General features: G+C 76.0%; 18 protein-coding genes, 1 tRNA gene and 1 pseudogene. 10 read left to right on the top strand and 10 right to left on the bottom strand.

All coding sequences use genetic code 11. The features are described from left to right. The first annotated feature begins 78 nt into the window (after positions 1-78). Complete coding sequence (locus ACRYMY_RS11695; protein ID WP_432547426.1) at positions 79-1089, top strand: 1-aminocyclopropane-1-carboxylate deaminase; 1011 nt, start codon at positions 79-81, stop codon at positions 1087-1089. 54 nt (positions 1090-1143) lie between these two features. On the opposite strand, the gene ACRYMY_RS11690 is transcribed toward ACRYMY_RS11695, so the two are convergent. After that, positions 1144-1216: transfer RNA gene (locus tag ACRYMY_RS11690), tRNA-Asn, on the bottom strand. Positions 1217-1324: 108 nt separating this feature from the next. Continuing rightward, the gene (gene dnaG / locus ACRYMY_RS11685) at positions 1325-3286 is read right to left on the bottom strand and encodes a DNA primase (protein WP_432547425.1); all 1962 of its coding nucleotides are present in this window, start codon (positions 3284-3286) and stop codon (positions 1325-1327) included. Positions 3287-3399: 113 nt separating this feature from the next. Here dnaG and ACRYMY_RS11680 point away from each other — a divergent pair, with 113 nt between their 5' ends. The 3 genes from ACRYMY_RS11680 (at position 3400) to ACRYMY_RS11670 (ending at position 6242) form a co-directional block, all read left to right on the top strand. Continuing rightward, positions 3400-4779: an O-acetylhomoserine aminocarboxypropyltransferase/cysteine synthase family protein gene (locus ACRYMY_RS11680; protein WP_432547424.1), complete on the top strand. Its 1380-nt coding sequence runs from the start codon at positions 3400-3402 to the stop codon at positions 4777-4779. After that, on the top strand, positions 4776-5387 hold the full coding sequence (locus ACRYMY_RS11675) for a CoA-binding protein (RefSeq protein WP_432547423.1): 612 nt from the start codon (positions 4776-4778) through the stop codon (positions 5385-5387). Before ACRYMY_RS11680 ends, ACRYMY_RS11675 begins: the two co-directional genes overlap by 4 nt. A gap of 93 nt (positions 5388-5480) precedes the next feature. Beyond that, positions 5481-6242 carry a DUF4190 domain-containing protein gene (locus ACRYMY_RS11670; RefSeq protein ID WP_432547422.1) on the top strand — a complete coding sequence of 254 codons (762 nt, stop codon included), beginning with the start codon at positions 5481-5483 and terminating at the stop codon, positions 6240-6242. Between the two features lie 90 nt (positions 6243-6332). On the opposite strand, the gene ACRYMY_RS11665 is transcribed toward ACRYMY_RS11670, so the two are convergent. From ACRYMY_RS11665 to ACRYMY_RS11640, 6 genes and pseudogenes are all read right to left on the bottom strand, one after another. Next, complete coding sequence (locus ACRYMY_RS11665; RefSeq protein ID WP_432547421.1) at positions 6333-6563, bottom strand: FitA-like ribbon-helix-helix domain-containing protein; 231 nt, start codon at positions 6561-6563, stop codon at positions 6333-6335. Positions 6564-6755: 192 nt separating this feature from the next. After that, positions 6756-8018, bottom strand: a complete 1263-nt coding sequence (locus ACRYMY_RS11660; RefSeq protein ID WP_432547420.1) for a deoxyguanosinetriphosphate triphosphohydrolase — start codon at positions 8016-8018, stop codon at positions 6756-6758. Continuing rightward, positions 8011-9213, bottom strand: a complete 1203-nt coding sequence (dusB, locus tag ACRYMY_RS11655) for a tRNA dihydrouridine synthase DusB (protein ID WP_432547452.1) — start codon at positions 9211-9213, stop codon at positions 8011-8013. The genes ACRYMY_RS11660 and dusB overlap by 8 nt, the downstream gene beginning before the upstream one ends. Before the next feature lie 86 nt (positions 9214-9299). Then, positions 9300-10673: an extracellular solute-binding protein gene (locus ACRYMY_RS11650; protein WP_432547419.1), complete on the bottom strand. Its 1374-nt coding sequence runs from the start codon at positions 10671-10673 to the stop codon at positions 9300-9302. A 112-nt stretch (positions 10674-10785) separates the two neighbouring features. Then, entirely contained in the window at positions 10786-11532 is a 747-nt protein-coding gene (locus ACRYMY_RS11645; RefSeq protein ID WP_432547418.1) for a polysaccharide deacetylase family protein, read from the bottom strand. Between the two features lie 117 nt (positions 11533-11649). Continuing rightward, positions 11650-13038 (bottom strand): annotated as a pseudogene (locus ACRYMY_RS11640) (glycine--tRNA ligase); the annotation flags it as partial. 300 nt (positions 13039-13338) lie between these two features. On the opposite strand from ACRYMY_RS11640, the gene ACRYMY_RS11635 reads away from it, so the two are divergent. Next, positions 13339-13815, top strand: a complete 477-nt coding sequence (locus ACRYMY_RS11635) for a Fur family transcriptional regulator (protein WP_432547417.1) — start codon at positions 13339-13341, stop codon at positions 13813-13815. A gap of 33 nt (positions 13816-13848) precedes the next feature. On the opposite strand, the gene ACRYMY_RS11630 is transcribed toward ACRYMY_RS11635, so the two are convergent. Then, positions 13849-14988 (bottom strand): GTP-binding protein, encoded by a 1140-nt coding sequence (locus ACRYMY_RS11630; protein ID WP_432547416.1) that lies wholly within the window; start codon positions 14986-14988, stop codon positions 13849-13851. Positions 14989-15138: 150 nt separating this feature from the next. Between ACRYMY_RS11630 and ACRYMY_RS11625 the strand changes: the two genes are divergently transcribed. From ACRYMY_RS11625 to ACRYMY_RS11605, 5 genes are all read left to right on the top strand, one after another. Then, positions 15139-15420, top strand: a complete 282-nt coding sequence (locus tag ACRYMY_RS11625; protein ID WP_369053862.1) for an HU family DNA-binding protein — start codon at positions 15139-15141, stop codon at positions 15418-15420. A gap of 209 nt (positions 15421-15629) precedes the next feature. Beyond that, on the top strand, positions 15630-18479 hold the full coding sequence (gene ppc, locus ACRYMY_RS11620) for a phosphoenolpyruvate carboxylase (RefSeq protein ID WP_432547415.1): 2850 nt from the start codon (positions 15630-15632) through the stop codon (positions 18477-18479). A 190-nt stretch (positions 18480-18669) separates the two neighbouring features. Beyond that, positions 18670-20022: an enolase C-terminal domain-like protein gene (locus ACRYMY_RS11615; protein ID WP_432547414.1), complete on the top strand. Its 1353-nt coding sequence runs from the start codon at positions 18670-18672 to the stop codon at positions 20020-20022. After that, on the top strand, positions 20019-21215 hold the full coding sequence (locus tag ACRYMY_RS11610; RefSeq protein WP_432547413.1) for a fumarylacetoacetate hydrolase family protein: 1197 nt from the start codon (positions 20019-20021) through the stop codon (positions 21213-21215). Before ACRYMY_RS11615 ends, ACRYMY_RS11610 begins: the two co-directional genes overlap by 4 nt. After that, entirely contained in the window at positions 21212-21907 is a 696-nt protein-coding gene (locus ACRYMY_RS11605) for a GntR family transcriptional regulator (RefSeq protein WP_432547412.1), read from the top strand. Before ACRYMY_RS11610 ends, ACRYMY_RS11605 begins: the two co-directional genes overlap by 4 nt. A 21-nt stretch (positions 21908-21928) precedes the next feature. Here ACRYMY_RS11605 and ACRYMY_RS11600 read toward each other — a convergent pair whose 3' ends face one another. Further along, positions 21929-23224, bottom strand: coding sequence for a cytochrome P450 (locus ACRYMY_RS11600; RefSeq protein ID WP_432547451.1), 1296 nt, complete (start codon positions 23222-23224; stop codon positions 21929-21931). Positions 23225-23244 lie beyond the last annotated feature (20 nt).

The following is a 23244-nucleotide window of genomic DNA, read 5'->3' as shown; positions in this document are numbered from 1 at the left end:
CCCCCGGAACCCCCGGAACCCCCGGAACCCCCGAAACCCCGACCCCGTCCCGGCCGCGCCGGGCGAGGAGGAGAACCCGTGCGCCTCGACGACTTCCCCCGCCACCCGCTGACCTTCGGCCCCAGCCCGGTCCACCCGCTGCGCAACCTCAGCCGCCACCTCGGCGGCGCGCAGGTGTGGGCCAAGCGGGAGGACGTGAACTCCGGGCTCGCCTACGGCGGCAACAAGACCCGCAAGCTGGAGTACCTCGTGCCCGACGCCCTCGCCAAGGGCGCGGACACGCTGGTGTCCATCGGCGGGGTGCAGTCCAACCACACCCGCCAGGTCGCCGCCGTCGCCGCGCACCTGGGCCTGAAGGCCGTGCTGGTGCAGGAGAACTGGGTCGACTGGCCCGACGCCGTCAACGACCGCGTCGGGAACATCCTGCTGTCGCGGCTGACCGGCGCCGAGGTGCGGATGGTCGACGAGGGTTTCGGCATCGGGTTCAAGGACTCCTGGGAGCGGGCGCTGCAGGACGTGCGCGAGCGCGGCGGCACGCCCTACGGCATCCCCGCCGGCGCCTCCGACCACGAGCTGGGCGGGCTGGGTTTCGCCCGCTGGGCGCAGGAGGTGCAGCAGCAGGAGGAGGAGCTGGGCGTCTTCTTCGACACGGTCGTCGTCTGCTCCGTCACCGGTTCCACGCACGCGGGGATGATCGCCGGGTTCGCCGCGCAGGACCGTCCGCGCCGCGTCATCGGCATCGACGCCTCCGCGAAGATCGCCGAGACGCGCGCGCAGGTGGAGCGGATCGCCCGCCGCACCGCCGACCTCATCGACGTGGGCCGCGACCTGCGCGACGACGAGATCACCGTGCTGGAGGGGTGGGCCGGCGACCTGTACGGCATCCCCGTCGACTCCACCCTCGACGCGATGCGGCTGACCGCCTCGCTGGAGGGCGTGGTCCTCGACCCCGTCTACGAGGGCAAGTCGATGGCGGGCCTGGTCGACCTCGTGCGCAGCGGCGACATCCCGCCCACCTCGACCGTCCTGTTCGCGCACCTGGGCGGCCAGCCGGCGCTCAACGCCTACAGCGGGCTCTTCCCCCGCTGAGGGGCCCCGGGACGACGAGAGGGGCCGCGCACCGCGCGGCCCCTCTCGTCAACGCTCCCGCAGTTGGACTCGAACCAACAACCTGCCGGTTAACAGCCGGCTGCTCTGCCAATTGAGCTATGCGGGACCACAGCCGTGCGCACCGCGGTGCACCCGGCTACAGCACGTCAACCTTAGCAGCCCCCGTCCGGCGTACCCGCCACCGGGCGGTGTCGCGGGCGGCCCCGGGCTCGCGTCAGCCGGCGGTGATGCGCTCCTGCCAGGCGCGGCGCGCGGCCTCCAGCCGGAACAGCTCCTCGGAGGCGGCGCGGTACTCCTCGGCCTGCCCCGCCGGGTCCAGCCGCTGCAGCGCCCGCCGGGCCTGCGCCACGGCCCGGGTGGCCGCCGCGGCCGCCAGCGCCGCCGCCATCGACCGCCCCCAGCGCTCCAGCTCCTCCTCGCTGCCGACCGGCAGGTCCACGACCGCCAGCTCGCGCACCAGGTCGGCCACGGCGCCGTCGACGTACTCCAGGACGGCCGACACCCACGCCGGCCCGCCGGACGTCTCCAGCAGGTCGCCCGCGGCCGTCACCGCGTCGTGGACCTGCCGGTGCGCGGGCACCGTGAAGGCGTCGGCCTCCAGGGTGGCGACGTCCTCGGCCACCGCCCACGGGGCCTGCAGCACGACGGCCAGGACGCGGCGCTCCAGGTCGACCACCGGGTCCGGGGCCGCCGGGCGCGCCGGCGCCGCCTGCTCGGGCGCGCCGCGGCCGGCGCCCGCGGCGGCGGGGCGCTCGCGGTCGCCCTGCTGCCCCGCCCGCTGGGGGGCCGCCTCCGCGCGCGGGCCGCCGCCCGCCGCCGCACCCGTCCGCCCGTGCCCCGCGTGCCGGCGCACCCGGTCCAGCACGAAGCGCTCGTCGAGGAAGCCGGTCCAGCGGTCCAGGTTCACCGCGTAGCGCTGCTGCAGCCCCCGGTCGCGGATGCCCGCGATGATCGGTGCGGCCGCGTCCACGGCCGCCAGGCGCCCCTCGTCGCTGTCGAGGTCGAAGCGGCGCAGGGTCGAGCGGATCGCGAACTCGAACAGCGGCACCCGCGAGGCCACCAGCGCCTCGACCGCCGCGTCGCCGGAGGACAGCCGCAGGTCGCACGGGTCCTGCCCGGACGGTTCCACCGCCACGTACGTCTGCGCGGAGAAGCGCTGGTCCAGCTCGAAGGCGCGCAGCGCCGCCTTCTGCCCGGCCTCGTCGCCGTCGAAGGTGAAGACCACCTCCGCGCCGCCCGCGTCCGCGCCCAGCATCCGCCGCACGACGCGGGCGTGCTCCTCGCCGAACGCCGTGCCGCACGTGGCCACGGCCGTCGTCACACCCGCCACGTGGCAGGCCATGACGTCCGTGTAGCCCTCGACGACGACGACCTGGTGGCGGCGGGAGATGTCCCGCTTGGCCAGGTCCAGCCCGTACAGGGCCTGCGACTTCTTGTAGACGGGCGTCTCCGGGGAGTTGAGGTACTTGGCCTCGATCCGGTCGTCGTCGAACAGCCGCCGCGCGCCGAAGGCGACGGTGGCGCCGCTGACGTCGCGGATCGGCCACACCAGCCGCCCGCGGAAGCGGTCGTACAGCCCGCGCTGCCCGCGCCCGGCCAGGCCGGAGGTGACCAGCTCCTCCTCGGTGAACCCGCGCCCGCGCAGGTGCCGCAGCAGGACGTCGCCGCCCGCGGGGGCGAAGCCGACGCCGAAGCGGGCGCTCTGCTCGCGGGAGAAGCCGCGCTCGGCCAGGAAGCGGCGCGCCGCGTCCGCCGCGCCCGGCGCCTCCAGCTGCTCGGCGTACAGCTCGGCGGCCACCCGGTGCGCCTCCAGCAGCCGCTGGCGCTGCCCGCCGGGCACCGCGGGGCGCTGGCCCTGGCGGCCGCCCTCGTCGACGTAGCGCAGCTGCACGCCCACCCGCCCGGCCAGCTGCTCCACCGCCTCGGTGAAGCTCAGGCCGTCGTGGCGCTGCAGGAACTCGAAGACGTCGCCGCCGGCGTCGCAGCCGAAGCACTTCCAGTGCCCCACGGCCGGGCGGACGGTGAAGCTGGGGGTGCGCTCGTCGTGGAAGGGGCACAGGCCCTTCAGCGAGCCCACACCCGCCGGGCGCAGCGTCACGTACTGGCCGATCACCTCGTCCAGCCGCGCGGCCTCCTTGACGGCCGCGATGTCGTCGCGGTGGATGAGGCCGGGCACGCCCTCGAGTCTAGGTCGCGGCCCCGACGCGGCCGCCCCCGGCGCTGCGCCGGCCGCGGGCGCGACCGGGCGGGCGGACGGGACCGTGGGCGGGCGGTGGCAGGATCGCCCGGGTGAGCCACGAGCAGCACCCGGCGCGCCCCGACGTGCGCAGCGACCGCCCCTGGGGCTTCCGCACCCGCGCCGTCCACGCGGGCGCCGTGCCCGAGCCGACGACGGGCGCGCGGGCCGTCCCGATCTTCCAGACGACCAGCTTCGTCTTCGAGGACGCGGCCGACGCCGCCAACCTCTTCGCCCTGCAGAAGTACGGCAACATCTACAGCCGCATCTCCAACCCCACGGTGGCCGCGCTGGAGGAGCGGATGGCCTCCCTGGAGGGCGGGCTGGGCGCCGTGGCGTGCAGCAGCGGGCAGTCCGCGGAGTTCCTGACCTTCGCGGCGCTCGCCGGCGCGGGCGACCAGATCGTCGCGTCGAACAACCTCTACGGCGGCACCGTCACCCAGCTCGACGTGACGCTGCGCCGCTTCGGGGTGGACACGGTGTTCGTCGAGCCCGAGCCCGAGGCCGTGCGCGCGGCGATCACCGAGCGCACCAAGCTGGTCTTCACCGAGCTGGTCGCCAACCCCTCCACCGTCGTCGCCGACGTGCGGGCGCTCGCGGACGTCGCCCACGAGGCCGGGGTGCCGCTCGTCGTGGACGCCACCACCGCCACCCCGTACCTGTGCCGGCCCATCGAGCACGGCGCGGACGTCGTCATCCACTCCGCCACGAAGTTCCTCGGCGGGCACGGCACGACGCTCGGCGGCGTCGTCGTGGACGCGGGCACGTTCCCCTGGGACAACGGCCGCTTCCCCTCGATGACCGAGCCCGTCGCCAGCTACGGCGGCCTGAGCTGGTGGGGGAACTTCGCCGAGTACGGGTTCCTCACCAAGCTGCGCAGCGAGCAGCTGCGCGACATCGGCGCGACGCTGTCGCCGCACTCGGCGTTCCTGCTGCTGATGGGCGTGGAGACGCTGCCGCAGCGCATGCGCGAGCACGTGGCCAACGCCCGCCGGGTGGCGCAGTGGCTGGAGGCCGACGAGCGGGTCAGCTGGGTGCGCTACTCGGGCCTGCCCTCGCACCCGCACCACGAGCGCGCGCAGCGCTACCTGCCGGAAGGGCCCGGCGCGGTGTTCTCCTTCGGCGTGCGGGGCGGTCGCGCGGCCGGGGAGCGGTTCATCGAGGCGTGCCGGCTGTGCTCGCACCTGGCGAACATCGGCGACGCCCGCACGCTGGTCCTGCACCCGGCCAGCACCACCCACCAGCAGCTGACGCCCGAGCAGCTGGCCGCCGCGGGGGTGCCGGAGGACCTCGTGCGCATCAGCGTGGGCCTGGAGGACGTCGAGGACGTCCTGTGGGACCTCGACCAGGCCCTCGACGCGGCCGTGAGCGCGGCGGCCGGCGCGGCCGTGAGCGCGGCGGCCGGCGCGGCCGCCGGGGAGGAGCAGTCGTGAGCGACCCCCTGGCCGGTGAGGTGACCGGTGTCCCCGACGTCGGCACGGCCGCCCCCGAGCAGGTCATGGAGCAGGCCCGCCGCGACGGCTCGGCCGAGCGGGCCACCGGCTCGCAGGACGCCCCGCCCTCGGCGTGGACGCCGCCCACCCCGGGTGAGCGGCTGCGGCTGCTGCGCGCCAGCCGCACCGTCGCCGTCGTCGGCGCCTCGAACAAGCCGTCGCGCGCCTCGTACTTCGTCTCCACCTACCTGCTGGCCAGCACCGACTACGAGGTGTGGTTCGTCAACCCGCGCGAGCGGGAGGTGCTGGGACGGCCCTGCTACCCGTCGCTGGCCGAGCTGCCCGGGGTCCCCGACATCGTCGACGTGTTCCGCCGGCCCTCCGAGCTGGGCGCCGTGCTCGACGAGGCCGTCGCCGTCGGAGCCCGCGCGCTGTGGCTGCAGCTGGGCCTGTCCGACGACGACGTCGCCCGGCGCGGCACGGCCGCGGGCCTGACGGTGGTCATGAACCGCTGCCTGAAGATCGAGCACGCCCGCTTCCACGGCGGGCTGCACTACGCAGGGTTCGACACCGGCGTCATCAGCTCGCAGCGGCGCGCGGTGCGCTGAGGCGGTACCCCCGGACGGCGCGACGGTGCGCCGTCCGGGGGACCGCCCCACCGTCCGACGCCGGCGGTGACGGCGCGCGCGGCACCCTGGAGCGTGATCGATCCCCGTCCGGCCGCCCCGGGAGCCTGGCCTCCCCCGCCGTCCGGCACGGTGCTGCCGGCGACCCCGCCGCCGCGGCCCACCGACGGCGTGTCGGTGGCCGCTCTCGTCTGCTCCCTGCTCGGCGTCCTCGGGGTGCCAGCCGTCGTGCTGGGCGGGATGGGCCTCGCCCGCACCGCGGGCGGGCGCCGGACCGGGCGCGGGCTGGCCGTCGCCGGTCTCGTGCTGGGCGGTCTGCAGGTCCTCGCCGGAGCGGTCGCGCTCGTCGCCCTCGTGCTCCTCGCCTCCGGGCAGGACGCGTGGGAGGAGGCGGTCTGGCCGGCGTCCGACGAGGTGAACGGGGCGCAGGACCTGCGCACCGGGGACTGCCTCGACGAGGAGGGCTCGGACGCCCTCGGCTGGGACGTCGTCGTGCGCGACTGCGCCGGTGAGCACACCGCCGAGGTGCTGGTGCTGGTCACGGCGCAGGGCGCGCCAGGCTCCCCCGACGCCTTCCCCGGCGACGACGCCCTGCAGGAGCAGGCCGACCTCGCCTGCACCGCCGCGCTGGCCGGTGCCCTCGACGGGGCGGACGCCGTCGCCGGTGCCGCGGACCTGGTCCCCGACTGGTACGTGCCCACCGCCGACGGCTGGGCCGCCGGCGACCGCACCATCGACTGCCTCGTCGTCGGCCTCGACGCCGACGGGTGGTCCGTGCCGCTGACCGGGTCGCTGCTGGCGGGGACGCTGGCGAGCGGGGTCGCGACGACTGTCTGAGGACGGGTCAGGACGGCGGCTCGACTGCCCGGCACGACGAGCGGGCGCCGAGGGCCGTGCTCCTCCGCGAGGGGTGGCTGTCCACCTCGCTCACGAGCGGCGGTCCCGGTCGTCGCGCACCGCGTCGACCGCCTCGCGGAGAGGCAGGTCGCCGGCCGTCCGCCCGCCGGCTCGGTCGAGCACCTCGTCCAAGGAGGGGGTGCCAGCTCCACCGACGGTCTCGACGACGTGCTCCTGCGACGACCGGCCGGCCGACGCGGCACGGCGGCGCATGACGGTGCGCGGCTCGCCGGGGACGTCCTCGGTCGGCGTGTTCGGCACAGCGCCATCGTGGCACCCGGCCGCGATGCCCGTCCGGCGTGCGGTCCCACCGCTCCTCGCGGGCTCGCACCTGGCAGCCAGCCCGCGGGCACGACGCGACACGCCGTCCCGGGGCGGGCGACACGCCGCCTCCGGCACGGTGCCCGCAGGCTGGCTGTCAGTCCCGCCCGCGAGGACCGCGCCGCGCGGTCCTCAGGTCAGCCGGGCGTGCCAGGCGAGCGCCGACACGTCGGTCAGCGAGGCGATCTGGTCCACGACCACCCGCAGGCGCGCGGCGTCGTCGCGGGCGGCGGCGTGGTCCTCGCGGAACGGCGGCTCCAGCGCGTCCGGGGCGCGCTCGGTCAGCGCCACGAGCAGCTCGGTGAGCAGCTCGCGCTGGCGGGCGTAGAACGGCTGGCGCTCCTGCGCGCTCATGACGAACGTGGCGGCCACGCCCTTCAGGACGGCGACCTCGACCTCGGTGCCGGCGGGCACGACGACGTCGGCGGCGTAGCGGGTCAGCCGGCCGGGGCCGTGCGCGGCGCGGGTGGCCTCCTCCGCGGCGCGCGCGAAGCGGCCGATGAGCTGGCTGGTCATGTCCTTCAGCGCCGCCAGGTGGCGCCGGCCGCGGTACACCTCGCCGGGCTGCTCGACCGCCCAGTACGGCAGGGACTGCAGGCGCTGCAGGGCGTCGTCCACCTCGTCGTCGCCGACGTCGGGCAGGTACCAGTCGCGCACCTGCGCGGCGACCCGCGCGCGCACCTCCGCCTCGCGCAGCCAGTCCAGGCGCACCGACCCGGCGACGACGGCGTCCTCCACGTCGTGCACGCAGTAGGCGACGTCGTCGGAGAAGTCCATGACCTGCGCCTCGACGCAGGGGCGGTCGGCGGGGGCGCCGTCGCGCAGCCACGCGAAGACGGCCGCGTCGTCGGCGTAGGCGCCGAACTTGCTCGTGGGCCGGGGGGCGCGCCCGCGCAGCCACGGGTACTTCGTGGAGGCGTCCAGGCTGGCGCGGGTCAGGTTCAGGCCCACGGGCGAGCCGTCGGCGGCCACCGACTTCGGCTCCAGCCGGGTCAGCAGGCGCAGCGTCTGGGCGTTGCCCTCGAACCCGCCGATGTCCGCGCTGGCCTCGGCCAGCGCCCGCTCGCCGTTGTGCCCGAACGGGGGGTGGCCCAGGTCGTGGGCCAGGCACGCGGTGTCCACGACGTCGGGGTCGCAGCCCAGCGCCGCGCCCAGCTCGCGCCCCACCTGCGCGACCTCCAGGGAGTGGGTGAGCCGGTTGCGCACGAAGTCGTCGGTGCCGGGGCCGACGACCTGCGTCTTGGCCGCCAGGCGGCGCAGCGCCGAGGAGTGCAGCAGGCGGGCGCGGTCGCGGGCGAAGGCGGTGCGCCCGTGCGTCTTGGGCGGCTCGGTCGCCCAGCGCTCCAGGTCCTGCGGCGCGTAGCCGGGGTGGGTCACCGCGAGCGGCTCAGCCACCGGACACCGACAGCTCTGCCTGCCGCACGTTCTCCAGCGCCGCGCCGGTCAGCTCGCGGTCGTCCAGCCACCCCTCGGGCAGCGCCACCCGCTCCTGCGGGGAGCCGGCGCGTCCGCGCGGGCCCTCGGCGGGCGCGCCCGGGTAGGGCTGGGAGAGGTCCATCCCGGCCAGCAGCTCGTCGAGCGCGGCGAGGCTGTCGACCAGGCCCAGGCGCGAGCGCAGGTCCCCGCCGACGGTGTAGCCCTTGAAGTACCAGGCCACGTGCTTGCGGATGTCGCGGCAGCCGCGCAGCTCGTCGCCGTAGTGCTCGCACAGCAGCTCGGCGTGCCGGCGGATCGTGGCGGCGACGACCGCGAGGCCGGGGCGGTGGCGCTCCGGGCGCCCCGCGAAGGCGGCCTGCAGGTCGGCGAACAGCCACGGGCGGCCCAGGCAGCCGCGGCCGACGACGACGCCGTCGCAGCCGGTGCGGCGCACCATCTCCAGGGCGTCGTCGGCGCTCCACACGTCCCCGTTGCCCAGGACGGGGATGCTCGTGACGGTCTCCTTCAGGCGGGCGATGGCGTCCCAGTCGGCCTGCCCGGAGTAGTGCTGGGAGGCGGTGCGCCCGTGCAGGGCGACGGCCGCGGCGCCCTCCTCCTCGGCGGCACGGCCGGCGTCCAGGTAGGTCAGGTGGTCGTCGTCGACGCCCTTGCGCATCTTCACCGTCAGCGGCAGCCCGCCGCGGGAGGCCTCGCGCACGGCGCCGCGCACGATGGAGCGGAACAGGCCCGCCTTCCAGGGCAGGGCCGCTCCCCCGCCCTTGCGGGTGACCTTGGGCACCGGGCAGCCGAAGTTGAGGTCGACGTGGTCGGCGAGGTCCTCCTCGACGACCATGCGCACGGCGGCGGCGACCGTCACCGGGTCCACCCCGTACAGCTGCAGGCTGCGCGGGCGCTCGTGCGGCTCGAAGGTCACCAGCCGCATCGACTCCGGCGTGCGCTCCACCAGCGCGCGCGAGGTGACCATCTCGCTGACGTAGAAGCCCTCGCCGTGCTCGCGGCACAGCGTGCGGAAGGCGGAGTTGGTGATGCCCGCCATGGGCGCCAGCACGACGGGGGTGGGCGACACGTGCGGGCCGATGCGCAGGGGCGCCAGGACGGGCGCGGGGGCCGCGCCGCCCGTCGTGGCGCCGGTCGCGGGGGCCGGGGCGTGCAGGGTGCTCACCCCTCCATGATGACGCGCCCGCGGGGCGCTCCCGCCCGCGCCCGGGAGGGGGGTCGGGCGCGGGCGGGAGCCGGCGGTCAGGAGTCCAGGACCGCGTTCATGTTGGCCGCGAACTGCTCGGGGGTGATCGCGAGCTGGAAGAGCTGCTCGATGTTCGTCAGCAGCTCCTCGGCGGCCTCGGGGCTCAGCGCCTGGTCCCAGGACTGCTGGAAGGAGGGCGCCTCGCTGACGACGTCGTAGACGAACTGCATCCACTCCTGGTCGTCCGAGAGGGAGAAGCGGTCCTCGATGCCGGTGACGACGGGCACCTCGCCGGCCTCGGTGATGAACGCGTCGATGACCTCGTCCGTCATCAGGCCCTCGGCGAAGAAGGTGCGCGCGACCTCCTTGTCCTCCTCGCTGGCCGTGGCCGACAGGTAGAAGTACTGCGCCGGGTTGCCCAGGCTGTTGCCCGGGTCGCCCTTGCCGCCGGTGACCGTGGGGAAGTTGGCGTAGCCCAGGTTCCCGCCGGTGACGAAGTCCCCGCCGTCGGCCTTCATGGCCCCGTACGTCCAGGTGCCGTGCAGCATCATGGCCGCCCGGTCGGTGTAGAGCAGGGCCTGGTCGGCGTTCTGGTCGGCGACGATTGAGTTGAAGCCGTCGACGAACCCGCCGGCGCGCACGAGGTCCTGCGCCATCGTCAGCGCCCGCAGGGAGTCCGGGTTCGACCACGCCTCGGGCTGCCCGTCGTAGATCGACTGGAACAGCTCGGGCCCGCCGACGCGGTCGAAGAGGAACTCCAGCCACATCATCGTCGTCCACCGCGACTGCCCGGCCAGGGAGATCGGCGCGATGCCGGCGTCCTTGAACGTGCCGACCAGCCCGATGAGGTCGTCCCACGTCTGCGGCGGCTGCGCGCCGACCTGCTCGAACAGGCGCTTGTTGTAGAAGAAGACGATGGGCTGCACCGTCTCGTTGGGCATGGCGTAGACCTCGCCGTCGACGGTCGCGGCGGCCCAGGTGGACTCCAGCAGCCGGTCGCGCACCTGCGGGTTCTCGTCCAGCCAGGCCGTCAGGGGCTCGATCTGGCCGGCGCGGGCGAAGTCGCGCATGCCGCCGCCGCCCCAGCCGTAGATGATCGTCGGAGCCTGGCCGGCGCCGACGGCGGTGCGGATCTTCGTCTTGTAGGCGTCGTTCTGGAAGGCGGTGGGGGTCAGGTCCGGGCCGTCGGAGGACTCGTTGAACGCCTCGACGTAGGCGTCGCGGATGGACTCCTTCGGGTCGCCGGTCAGGTACCAGATGGTGGCCCCGCCGCCGGCGCCACCGCCGCCCTCACCGCCGGTCTGGCCGGGGCCGGAGGAGCCGCCGCAGGCGGACAGGGCGGTGGCGGCCAGCGGGGCGGCGAAGACCGCGGCGAGCAGGGAGCGCCGGCTGGTGGCGCGGAGGGCGCCGGGGGTCGGGTTCGGGGTCACGGGTGTCTCCTGGATCTCGCGCCGCGACGGTGCGGCGAGCGGGTCGGGACGAGCGTACGACGGGAGGGTCAGCGGGAGAGGTGGATCGGGACGGCGTCGGGCGCGGTGCCCGTCAGCGCCCCTCCTCGGCGGCGGTGACGCGGACCTCCGGCCGGGCGAAGCGCCAGCCGTCGGCCTTCAGCTCGGGGACGAGCGCGGCGACCGCGTCGACGGTGGGCCGGCGGTCGCCGCCGCCGTCGTGCAGGAGCGCCACAGCGCCGGGGGTGAGCTGGTCGCGGACCCGCTGGGCCAGCTCCTCGGCCGTGGCCGGCTCCCAGTCGTTGACGACGAAGCGCCAGCCCAGCGGCTGCATGCCCTCCTCGGCGGCGACGCGGGCCACGCGCCCGTCGGCGCCCCAGTCGCCGTAGGGGGCGCGGAAGAACGGGATCTTCGCGCCCGGCACGACCGAGCGGATGAGGGCGCTCGTCTCGCGCAGCTCGGCGCGGATCACCTCGGGGTCCTCGGCGCCCATGGACCCGTGGCGCGTGGTGTGGTTGCACAGGGTGTGCCCGTCGGCGGCGATGCGCCGCACGACGTCGGGGTACTGGCGCACGTGGTCGCCCCACAGGCAGAACGTGGCCTTGACGCGGTGCTCGCGCAGGACGTCGAGGAGCCTGAGGGTGTCGGCGCCGTTGGGGCCGTCGTCGAAGGTGAGGCTGACCGCCTTGCCGCCGCCCTGGGTGCTGGTGACGACCTCGGCGGTGGGGTTCTTCGCCTGCGCGGGGCCGGCGGCGACGGCGGTCAGGGTCGCGGCGGCGGCGAGGGCGAGGGCCGACGCGCCCAGGCGGCGGACGGCGCGGCGGGGGGCACGGGGGTGCACGAGCTACCTCCTCGTAGCTGGGAGGGCCCGCGCGTCGGGCCCCCCGCGGCACCGAGGGTCCCCGGTGGGCCTTCCGCAAGCTTTACCGCAGGTACGGGGTGCGCGCCGGGGGTGTGAGGCCCCGAGCAGGCGAGCCCCCAGGCAGGCGGAGACCTGGCCGATGCCCACGCGCTCCTGCGCCATGGTGTCGCGCTCGCGGATGGTCACCGCCTGGTCCTCGAGGGTGTCGAAGTCGACGGTGATGCAGTACGGCGTGCCGATCTCGTCGTGGCGGCGGTAGCGGCGGCCGATGGCGCCGGCGTCGTCGAACTCCACGTTCCAGTGCGCGCGCAGCTCGGCGGCCAGGTCGCGGGCCTTGGGCGAGAGCTGCTCGTTGCGCGAGAGCGGGAACACCGCGGCCTTGACGGGGGCCAGGCGGTGGTCCAGGCGCAGCACGGTGCGCTTGTCGACGCCGCCCTTGGTGTTGGGGGCCTCGTCCTCGGAGTAGGCGTCGACGAGGAACGCCATGAGGGAGCGGGTCAGGCCGGCCGCGGGCTCGATGACGTAGGGCGTCCAGCGCTCGCCCTTGGTCTGGTCGAAGTACGACAGGTCGACGCCGGACTCCTTCGAGTGCGTCGACAGGTCGAAGTCGGTGCGGTTGGCGATGCCCTCCAGCTCGCCCCACTCCCCGCCCTGGAACCCGAAGCGGTACTCGATGTCGACGGTGCGCTTGGAGTAGTGCGACAGCTTCTCGGCCGGGTGCTCGAAGAACCGCAGGTTGCCCGGGTCGATGCCCAGGCCGACGTACCAGCTCATCCGCTCCTCGAGCCAGTACTCGTGCCAGGTCTCGTCGGTGCCGGGCTCGACGAAGAACTCCATCTCCATCTGCTCGAACTCGCGCGTGCGGAAGATGAAGTTGCCCGGGGTGATCTCGTTGCGGAAGCTCTTGCCGATCTGGCCGATGCCGAACGGCGGCTTCTTGCGGGCCGAGCCCATGACGTTGGCGAAGTTGACGAAGATCCCCTGGGCCGTCTCGGGGCGCAGGTAGTGCAGCCCCTCCTCGTTGTCGACCGGGCCGAGGAACGTCTTCATCAGGCCGGAGAACTCGCGCGGCTCCGTCCACTGGCCCCTCAGGCCGGTGTCCGGGTCGACGACGTCGGCCAGGCCGTTCTCCGGCGGGTGGCCGTGCTTGGCCTCGTAGGCCTCCAGCAGGTGGTCGGCGCGGTAGCGCTTGTGGGTCACCAGCGACTCCACGAGGGGGTCGGTGAACACGGCGACGTGCCCGGAGGCCTCCCACACGCGGCGGGGCAGGATGACCGAGGAGTCCAGGCCCACGACGTCGTCGCGGGTGGTCACCGTCGCGCGCCACCACTGGCGCTTGATGTTCTCCTTCAGCTCCACGCCGAGCGGGCCGTAGTCCCACGCGGACCGGGTGCCCCCGTAGATCTCGCCGCTGGGGAAGACGAACCCCCGGCGCTTGGCGAGGTTGGTGACGGCGTCGAGGCGGCTGGTCGGGGACTGGGCCACGGGATCTCCATCCGGCTGGTTGTCGGCGAGGGACGGGCGCACCGGCCCGGACGGCCGGCCGCGCACCCCGCCGCGGTGGGCGGGGCGGTCGATCAGCGTAGACGGTCCCGGCGCGCGGTGACGGGGCGGCGGCGGGGCGGCGGCGGGGCGGCGGCGGGGCGGCGGCGGCCCGCGGCGGGGCGGCGCGGGGCGCCGGTGACGTAGGCTCGGGCGTCGCGGCAGCACGTCCGCGACGGCCGCAGCGCGGCGCGCCGGTCACGGGACGGGACGCGCGGCAGGACGAGCACGAGGAGGACCGCCGTGGCAGCCCCGCAGACCCCGCGCCCCGAGCGCGCGCGCCCCACGGGCGCCACGACGACGGCCACCCCCCAGCGGCGCTCCACCAAGCAGCGCTCGGCCGTCTCCGCGCTGCTGGACGAGGCCGAGGGCTTCCTGTCGGCGCAGGACCTGCACGCGCGGCTGCGCGAGCGCGGCGACGGCGTGGGCCTGGCGACCGTCTACCGGGCGCTGCAGGCGCTGGTCGAGGACGGCAGCGTGGACGTCCTGCGCACCGACGAGGGCGAGTCGGTCTACCGGCGCTGCTCCACCGGCCACCACCACCACCTGGTGTGCCGCCGCTGCGGGCGCACGGTGGAGGTGGAGGGCCCGACCGTGGAGACGTGGGCGCGCCGGGTCGGCGCCGAGCACGGCTTCACCCAGGTCGAGCACGTCGTGGAGGTGTTCGGCGTGTGCGCGCAGTGCACCGCCGAGCTCACCGCCCAGCAGCCCACCGGCTGACCCGCGGGTCGCGGGGTCGCCGGGCCCCGCGGTTCAGGCCAGGTGCGGGACGTCCGCGCCCGCCGACCCCAGCCACGGCTCGAAGCCGTCGGGCGTGCCGGGCCGGGAGCGGTCGTGCTCGTCGGCGCGCATCAGCAGCCGGGGGAAGCAGGCGGCCACGCGCTCGCGGTCGGCCGGGTCGGTGCCCGTGACGACGAGGCGGGTGCGCGGCCCGGCCGCGTCCCAGGTGCCGACCTCGCCGATGCTCAACTGCCCCCCGGCCCCGTCCCAGGCGCACACGACGCCGGGGCGCGCGGGCAGGTGGAAGACGCCGCGGGCGCGCAGCCGGCCGCTGCCGATCTCCTCGATGCCGTCCAGCAGCCGGCCGGGGTGGAAGGCGCGCCGGGACGTCAGCTCGAGGGTCCACACGCCGTCGCCGTCCAGCGCGCCCGTCGGGCGGGCGCGGCGCAGCTCCAGGGGGGCGTCGCGGCCGGGGTCGTGGGCGGCGTCGGGTCGGCCGGCCCAGCGGTCGGCGACGAGCTCGGCGCCGGTGACGGCGTGGACGCCGCGCACGGGCGCGGTGCTCAGGTGCGCCAGCAGCCGGCGGGCCCGCCCCGCGGGCACGTCTCCCCCGCCCTCCCCCGCCAGGAGCACCAGGTCGGCCTCGTCGAGCTGGTGGGCCAGGGCTTCGCCCACGGCGCGGCCGTCGTCGAGGACGCCGGCGTGCGAGGGCAGGCGCTCGGCGAGCAGGTCGTCGCCGAGCAGGTCGTCCTCCAGGGTGGCCGCGTCGGCGGTGGCCACGACGGAGGCCACCCGGCAGGAGCCGGCGACGGGGCGGCCGTCGACCTCGCCGAACCGCAGCGCGCGCACGACGACGAGGGGCTCGGCCGCCAGCGGCAGGGCCAGCACGACGCGGCGCCAGCGGCCGCTGGCGGCGACCGCCACGAGCGTGGGCAGCACGTCCTCGCGCAGCGCGCAGTCCAGGCAGGCGTGCTCCAGGGGCACGCGCACGTCCTCCTCGACGCCGTGGACGTCGCTCACCACGCGGCGCAACCCGTCGTCGCGGCCGGGGCCGAGGTCGTAGCGCAGGACGACGGTGCCGGGCACCTCCCAGGCGGCCACGGCGCCGGCGGTGTCGCGCAGCACGGGGTCCAGGCAGGTCAGGACGGTCACGGGCAGGGGGGCGAGGGGCACGGGCTGTCTCCTCCGGGTCACGCTTGTTGAGAATGATTGTCAGTCAGTCGGACGGTAGCAGACGGCCTCGGCGCGCCGGGGCGGGGCGGACCGCCGCGCCGGGTCACGGCGGGTAACGTGCCCGGGACTGTCCACGACCAGGGAGACCACGTGAACCGCAGCGAACTCGTCAGCGCCCTCGCCGAGAAGAGCGGCGTCACCCAGACCGACGCCGACTCGGTCCTCAGCGCCTTCGGCGACGTCCTCATCGAGGCCGTCGGCCGCGGGGAGGACGTCCGCCTGCCCGGCCTGCTGACCCTCGAGCGCGTCGAGCGCGCGGCCCGCACCGGCCGCAACCCCCGCACCGGGGAGACCCTCGAGATCGCCGCCTCCTACGGCGCCAAGCTCACCGCCGGCTCCAAGCTGAAGGCCGCCGCCGCCGGCAACGACTGACGCCCCGGCCGGGCGCCCGCCCGGCCACGGCCCCGCGCCGGCCCGCGCCCGGCGGGGACCCCGGTTCCCCCCGGGCGGGGCGAGGCGCAAGACTGCACCGCACCGGCACCGCGCCGGTGCCGCGCGGTCGCTCCGCGCGGTCGGGACGAGCAGGCAGTGCGCCGGGGTCAGCGTCGACGCCCGCACCGGCACGGAGGCGAGGGCGACCGATGAGCAGCTCCACCACGCAGTCGACCGCTGCGGACGACCAGGCACCGGCGGCGCGGCGCGCCGCGACCGACGCCCTGTCCGTGGACGGGGTCTCCTCCGACGAGGGCCACGCCGCCCTGCGCGCCTCGGTGCGCCGGCTCGGCGAGCTGCTCGGGGAGTCCCTCACGCGGCACGAGGGCCCCGAGCTGCTCGACCTCGTCGAGCGGGTGCGCCGGCTGGCCCGCCGCCCCGACGGCGGCACCGAGCTGGCCGCGCTGCTGTCGGGCGTGGACGACCGCACGGCGATCGTGCTGGCCCGCGCCTTCACCGCCTACTTCCAGCTGGCCAACGCCTCCGAGCAGCTGCACCGCGGCCTGGAGCTGTCCCGCCAGCCCACCGGCGGGCTGCCGCCGACGCTGGAGCGCGTGGCCGAGGGCCTGCGCTCGGGCGAGCTGGACCGCGAGCACGCCGCGGCCGTCATCGGCCGCCTGCAGCTGCGGCCCGTCTTCACCGCCCACCCCACCGAGTCCAGCCGCCGCTCGGTGCTGGACCTGCTGCTGCGCATCACCGGCATCGTCGAGGCGTCCGAGGACCCGCAGCAGCGCCCCCTGGACGCCGAGCGCGGCCGTCGGCGCCTGGCCGAGCTGGTGGACCTGCTGTGGCAGACCGACGAGCTGCGCGTGGACCGCCCGCGGGTCGTCGACGAGGCGCGCTCGGCCCTGCACTACCTGCGCACCCTGACCTCCGACGTGCTGCCGGACCTCGTGGAGGACCTGCAGGCCGGCCTGGCCGAGCTGGGCCTGCAGCTGCCCGAGGACGGGCGCCCGCTGCGCTTCGGCAGCTGGGTCGGCGGCGACCGCGACGGCAACCCCAACGTCACCCCCGAGGTGACGATGGAGGTCCTGGCCCTGCAGCACGACGCCGCGCTGGACCTGCTGGTGCGCGCCGTGGAGGAGCTGCGCACCGAGCTGGCCGCCTCCACCCAGGTCGTCGGCGTCAGCGAGGAGCTGGCCGCGAGCCTGGAGACGGACCGCGAGCTGCTGCCCGAGGTGCACGCCGAGCGGGTGCGGCTGAACAGCCAGGAGCCCTACCGCCTCAAGCTGTCCTACATCGCCGCCCGGTTGGAGGGCACCCGCGCGCGCCTGCACGACCAGACGCCGCACGCGCCCGGCCTGGACTACGCCGACGCCGACGAGCTGGTGGCCGAGCTGCGGCTGCTGGCGGACTCGCTGCGCGCCCACGACGGCCAGCTGGTGGCCGACGGGGCCGTGGCGCGGCTGCTGCGCGTGGTGCACGCGGTCGGGTTCAGCCTGGCCACGCTCGACGTGCGCGAGCACGCCGGGCGCCACCACGCGGCGCTGGCCGCCGTCTACGACCGCCTCGGCGAGCTGGACCGCCCCTACGCGCAGCTGGAGCGCGCCGAGCGCCGAGCGCTGCTCTCGCGCGAGCTGACCGGGCACCGCCCGCTCATCGGCGCCGCGGCGCGCAACCTCACCGGCACCCCCGCGGAGGTGTTCCGCCTGTTCAGCACGGTCCGGCAGGCGCTGGACCGCTACGGCGACGACGCGGTGGAGAGCTACATCGTCTCCATGACCCAGGGCATCGACGACCTGCTGGCGGTCGTCGTCCTGGCGCGCGAGGTCGGCCTGGTCGACCTGGCCGACCCCGCCGACGACGCCGCGGGCGACGTGGCGCGCATCGGGTTCGTGCCGCTGTTCGAGACGGTCACCGAGCTGGAGGCCGCCGAGGAGCTGCTGGAGGGCCTGCTCGCCGACCCGTCGTACCGCCGCGTGGTGGCGGCGCGCGGGGACGTGCAGGAGATCATGCTGGGCTACTCCGACTCCTCCAAGGACGGCGGGATCGCCGCCTCGCGCTGGCAGATCCACCGCGCCCAGCGCGCCCTGCGCGACGTGGCGCGCCGGCACGGCGTCGTCCTGCGCCTGTTCCACGGCCGCGGCGGGTCCGTGGGCCGCGGCGGCGGCCCGACGGGCGAGGCGATCCTGGCCCAGCCGTACGGCAGCCTCGACGGCCCGATCAAGGTGACCGAGCAGGGCGAGGTCATCAGCGACAAGTACGTGCAGCCGCGCCTGGCCCGGCACAACCTCGAGGTGGCGCTGTCGGCCGTCCTGGAGGCCTCGACGCTGCACCGCACCTCGGCGCTGCCGCGCGACGTGCTCGACGTGTGGGACGCGGCGATGGACGTCGTGGCCGGCACCGGCCAGCGCGCCTACCGCGCCCTGGTGGGCGACCCGGCGCTCATCCCGTTCTTCCTGGCGGCCACGCCCGTGGAGGAGCTGGGCAACCTCAACATCGGCTCGCGGCCCTCGCGCCGGCCCGGCGGCACGGGCGGCCTGGAGGACCTGCGGGCCATCCCGTGGGTGTTCGGCTGGACGCAGAGCCGGATCAACGTGCCCGGCTGGTTCGGCGTCGGGTCGGGTCTGGCCGCGGCCCGCGAGGCCGGGCACGGCGAGACGCTGCGGCACATGTACGGCTCGTGGAACTTCTTCCGCAGCTTCGTGTCCAACGTGCAGATGACGCTGGCCAAGACGGACCTGGCCATCGCCGGGCACTACGTGGAGGAGCTGGTGCGCCCGGAGGACCGCGGCGTGTTCACCACGATCCGCGAGGAGCACGCGCGCACCGTCGAGCAGGTGCTGTGGGTGACGGGGCAGTCGGAGCTGCTGGAGTCCGCCCCGGTGCTGCGCCGGACGCTGGAGCTGCGCGACGCCTACCTGGCGCCGCTGCACGCGCTGCAGGTCAGCCTGCTGGGCCGGGCGCGCGCGGCCGGCGAGGACCCGGCGCCGGTGCTGCGCCGGGCGCTGCTGCTGACGATCAACGGCATCGCGGCCGGCATGCGCAACACCGGCTGACACCCGCTGACGCCCGTGACGGGCCCGGCACCGGGGCGACCCGGTGCCGGGCCCGTCGTGCGTCCGGAGGGTTGCCGGGCGCGCGCGCAGGCCTATACGGTCCTGCGCATCCCTGTAGGAGGGGGTGCGACGGCGCACCGCTGCCCACTGGCGGGTCCGGCGCGCACCACGCGACCGACCCGGAGGACCCGTGCCCGTCATCACCGCCGTCCGCACCCGCGACGTCCGCTTCCCCACGTCGCTGGAGCTCGACGGTTCCGACGCCGTCAACGTCGACCCCGACTACTCCGCCGCCCACGTGGAGGTGGACACCGACGACGGCGCCGTCGGCACCGGCATCGTGTTCACCTGCGGGCGCGGCAACGAGGTCGTCGTGGCCGCGCTGGAGAGCTACGGGCACCTGCTGACCGGGAGCGAGGTGGACCTCGACGACCTCGGCGAGGCCTCCCGCCGCCTCGTGCACGACTCCCAGCTGCGCTGGCTGGGCCCGGAGAAGGGCGTCTCGCACATGGCGTGCGGGGGGCTGGTCAACGCGCTGTGGGACCTGCGCTCGCGCCGCGACGGGCAGCCGCTGTGGCGGGTGCTGTCCAGCGCCGCGCCCGACGAGCTCGTCGACGTCGTCGACTTCACCCACATCTCCGACGCCCTGTCCCCCGCCGCCGCGCGCGACCTGCTCGTGGCCGGCGCCGAGGGCAAGGAGCAGCGCGTGCAGCAGCTGGAGCGGGAGGGCTACCCCGCCTACACCACCACCCCCGGCTGGCTCGGCTACGACGACGACAAGCTCGTGCGGCTCGCCCGCGAGGCGGTCGCCGACGGGTTCGGGATGATCAAGCTGAAGGTCGGCGGGGACCTGGACGACGACCGCCGCCGGATGCGGCTGGCGCGCGAGGCCGTCGGCCCCGGCGTGCGGATCGCGGTGGACGCCAACCAGCGCTGGGAGGTCGGCGAGGCCGTGGAGTGGATGCGGGCGCTGGCCGAGCACGAGCCGTGGTGGATCGAGGAACCCACCAGCACCGACGACGTCCTCGGCCACGCGACGATCCGCCGCGGCGTGGCGCCCGTCAAGGTCGCCACCGGCGAGGCCGTCGCCAACCGGATCGTCGTCAAGCAGCTGCTGCAGGCCGGCGCGATCGACGTCCTGCAGATCGACGCCACGCGCGTGGCGGGCGTCAACGAGAACGTCGCGAACCTCCTGCTGGCCGCCCGGTTCGGGGTGCCGGTGTGCCCGCACGCCGGCGGGGTGGGGCTGTGCGAGCTGGTGCAGCACTTCTCGTTCTTCGACTACGCCGCCGTGACCGGCACGCAGGAGGACCGCGCCATCGAGTACGTCGACCACCTGCACGAGCACTTCACCGACCCCGTCGTCGTGCGCGGCGGGCGCTACGCGGCCCCCACCGGCCCCGGCACCGGGGCGCGGATGCACGCCGAGTCGGTGGAGCGCTGGACGTTCCCCGGCGGCGAGGGGTGGCGCGAGCTGCTCGCCGGCGGCGCGGACGGCGCCGGGCGGGTGCCGGCGACCGCGGCGTCCCGGAGCGACGCGTGAGCACGCCGCACCCGGTCGATCCCGCGGACGCGCTGCCGGCGGACCCGCGGGCGCTGCTCGTCGGGCGCGTGCACGACCCGGTCACCGGGGGGCCGGTGCCCGTCGCGGTGCGCGGTGGGGAGCTGGTCGACCTGTCGGGCACCGCCCCCACCGTCGCGCACCTGCTGCGCCTGCCCACCCCGCGGGTGCGGGAGGCCGTCGAGGACGCCCCCGCACGCTGGGACGTGCGGGAGGTCCTGGCCGCCTCGCTGGGCCGGGACACGGCCGCGGTGCGGCTGTTGGCCCCGGTGGACCTGCAGGTGGTCAAGGCGTGCGGCGTCACGTTCGTCGACAGCATGCTCGAGCGGGTCATCGAGGAGCGCTGCGCGGGCGACCCGGACCTCGCGCAGGGCGTGCGCGCGCAGGTGCTGGACGCCCTCGGCGACGTCGGGGACCTGTCCGCGGTGGTGCCCGGCTCCGCGCAGGCGGCGCGCGTGAAGGAGGCACTGCTCGCGCGGGGCATGTGGTCGCAGTACCTGGAGGTGGGCCTGGGGCCCGACCCGGAGGTGTTCACCAAGGCGCCCGTGCTGTCCTCCGTGGGCTACGGCGAGCGCGTCGGGATCCCCGCCACCAGCTCGTGGAACAACCCCGAGCCGGAACTGGTCCTCGTCGTCGACGCCGAGGGCGTCCCGCGCGGAGCGACCCTGGGCAACGACGTGAACCTGCGCGACGTGGAGGGCCGCAGCGCGCTGCTGCTGGGCGCCGCCAAGGACAACACCGCCTCCAGCGCGCTGGGCCCGTTCGTGCGGCTGTTCGACGACGGTTTCACCCTCGACGACGCCCGCACCGAGCGGATCTCCCTGCGCGTGGACGGCCCCGAGGGGTACCTGCTGGAGGCCGTCAACGACGTGGGCCGGCTCAGCCGCAGCTTCGAGGAGCTGGTGGCCGCCACGTGGGGACCGCACCACCAGTACCCCGACGGTTTCGTCCTGCACACCGGGACGCTGTTCGCGCCCGTGCAGGACCGCGGCGAGCACGGCCGCGGGTTCACCCACGTGCACGGCGACGTCGTCACCATCGCCGGCCCGCACCTGGGGGCGCTGGTCAACGAGGTCGGCCCCACCGAGCAGCTGCCGCCGTGGGAGTGGGGCGTGGGCCGGCTGCTGGACCACCTGCTGGACCGTGCGGCGCAGGAGGCGGGACGACGCCCGTGAACGCGGGCGGGTCGGTGTACGAGCGGCTGCGGGAGCTGGTGCTCACCAACGAGATCGCGCCGGGCGAGCGCGTCGTCATCGACGCGCTCGCCCGGCGGCTCGGGGTCTCGCAGACGCCGGTGCGCGAGGCCGTGCACCGGCTGGAGGGCGACGGCCTGGTGGTGCGCAGCGGCTCCGGCTACCGCACGACGGAACTGCTCGACCTGGACGGGCTGCGCGAGCTGTTCGAGTTCCGGCTGCTGGTGGACCTGTGGGCGGTGCGGGCGGCCGCGGTGGACCGGCTGGCGAACCCCGCGGCGGCCCTGCTGCGCGACGTGGACGGACTGTCGCGGGAGCTGGACGCCGGCGGCGACGTGCGCCGCGCCCTCGTCGCCCACGACACCCGCTTCCACGCGGCGCTCATCGACGCGGCCGGCAACCGGGTCGCCGCCCGCGCCTACGCCGGCACGCACGGGCACCTGCACGCCTTCCGGCTCTACCCCGCCGACACCGACGGCCGCGTCACGGCCGCCGAGCACGCGGCCGTGGCCCGCGCCGTGGGCGCCTGCGACCCCGGCGCGGCGGAGGAGGCGATGCGCGCCCACCTGCTCAACGCCTTCGACCGGTTCGCGCGCGCCTTCGCGGGCGGCGCGGGCCCCGCGGCGCGCCCGCCGGTCCCGGCGCGCACCCGGCTGCACCGCGCGGGCGCCTGAGCGGTCCTGCGGGTGGTGCGGTCAGCCCAGCCGCACCGGCAGGCGCCGCCAGCCGCGCAGCACGCGCGTGGTGGTGCGCTGCGCTCCCGCGGCCGGCTGCAGGGCGGGGAACCGCTCGAACAGCGCCCGCAGCCCCACCTGCCCCTCCAGGCGGGCCAGCGGCGCGCCGAGGCAGAAGTGCCGGCCGCCGGAGAACGCCAGGTGCTCGCGGGCGTTGGCGCGGCGCACGTCGAAGCGCGCCGGGTCGGTGAACACGTCCGGGTCGCGCCCGGCCGCACCGAGCAGCAGCACGACGCGGGTGCCGCGGCGCACCGGCTGCCCGGCCACGACGGTGTCGCGCAGCGCGCGCCGCGACGTCAGCTGCACGGGCGCCTCCAGCCGCAGCGACTCCTCCACGACCCCCGGCCACAGGTCCGGGTCGGCGCGCGCCGCGGCGAGCTGGTCCGGGTGCTGCAGCAGCAGCGCCGTCGCCGACCCCAGCAGGTTCACCGTCGTCTCGAACCCGGCGGCCAGCAGCAGGCCCGCGGTGGCGCGCAGCTCCCGCTCGCTCAGCCGCTGGCCGCCGTGCTCGTCGTCGGTGACGGTGACCAGTCCGCTCAGCAGGTCGTCGCCGGGGTCGCGGCGCAGCCGCTGCAGGTGCTCCCCGACCCACGCGTCGAACCCGCGCAGCGCCGCGTCCACGGCGCGCACCTCGCGCCAGCCGGCCGCGACCTCCAGGCTGCCGGCCACCCCCGCCTCGAAGCGGCGCACCTCCTCGCGCCGGTGCGCCGGGACCCCCAGCAGTTCCGCGACGACCGCCAGCGGCAGCCGCAGCGCGTAGCCCTCCACCACGTCGACGACGGGACCGCGGCCGGCCAGCTCGTCGAGCAGCTCGGCGGCCAGCTCCTCCACCCGCGGGCGCAGGCCCTCCACGGCGCGGGCCGTGAACACCTTGGAGACCAGCCGGCGGTAGCGGGTGTGCTCGGGCGGGTCGACCGCCAGCATCGACGGCGGCTCGACGGGGTGGGTGGGCCGCTCGCGCGAGGCCCACGCCAGCGGCCGGCGCAGCGCCGGCACGGGCGCGTCGTGCAGGGCCCCGACGCCGAAGTCGGCGCCGGACAGCACCTCGCGCACCACCGCGTGCGAGGCGCTCATGCACGTGAAGCGGCCCGTCAGCAGGGGGCCGGCGGCGCGCACCCGCTCGTGGAAGGCGTACGGCTCGCGCCAGGTGGCGGGGTCGGCCAGCAGCAGCGACTGCAGGTCGCCGGCGCGGGCGCCGCGGCGCACCGCCAGGCGCGGCATCCCGTGCTGCACGCCCCAGCGCAGCGTGCCGCGCACCTCGCGCACGACGGGCGCGG

The organism is Kineococcus haloalkalitolerans (genome assembly GCF_050871905.1).
GTDB lineage: Bacteria > Actinomycetota > Actinomycetes > Actinomycetales > Kineococcaceae > Kineococcus.
This window is presented reverse-complemented; position numbering and strand designations above follow the sequence as displayed.

Coding starts and splice junctions, on each gene's coding strand:
- ppc (WP_432547415.1), top strand. CDS start 15,630: ATGAGCAGCTCCACCACGCAGTCGACCGCTGCGGACGACCAGGCACCG.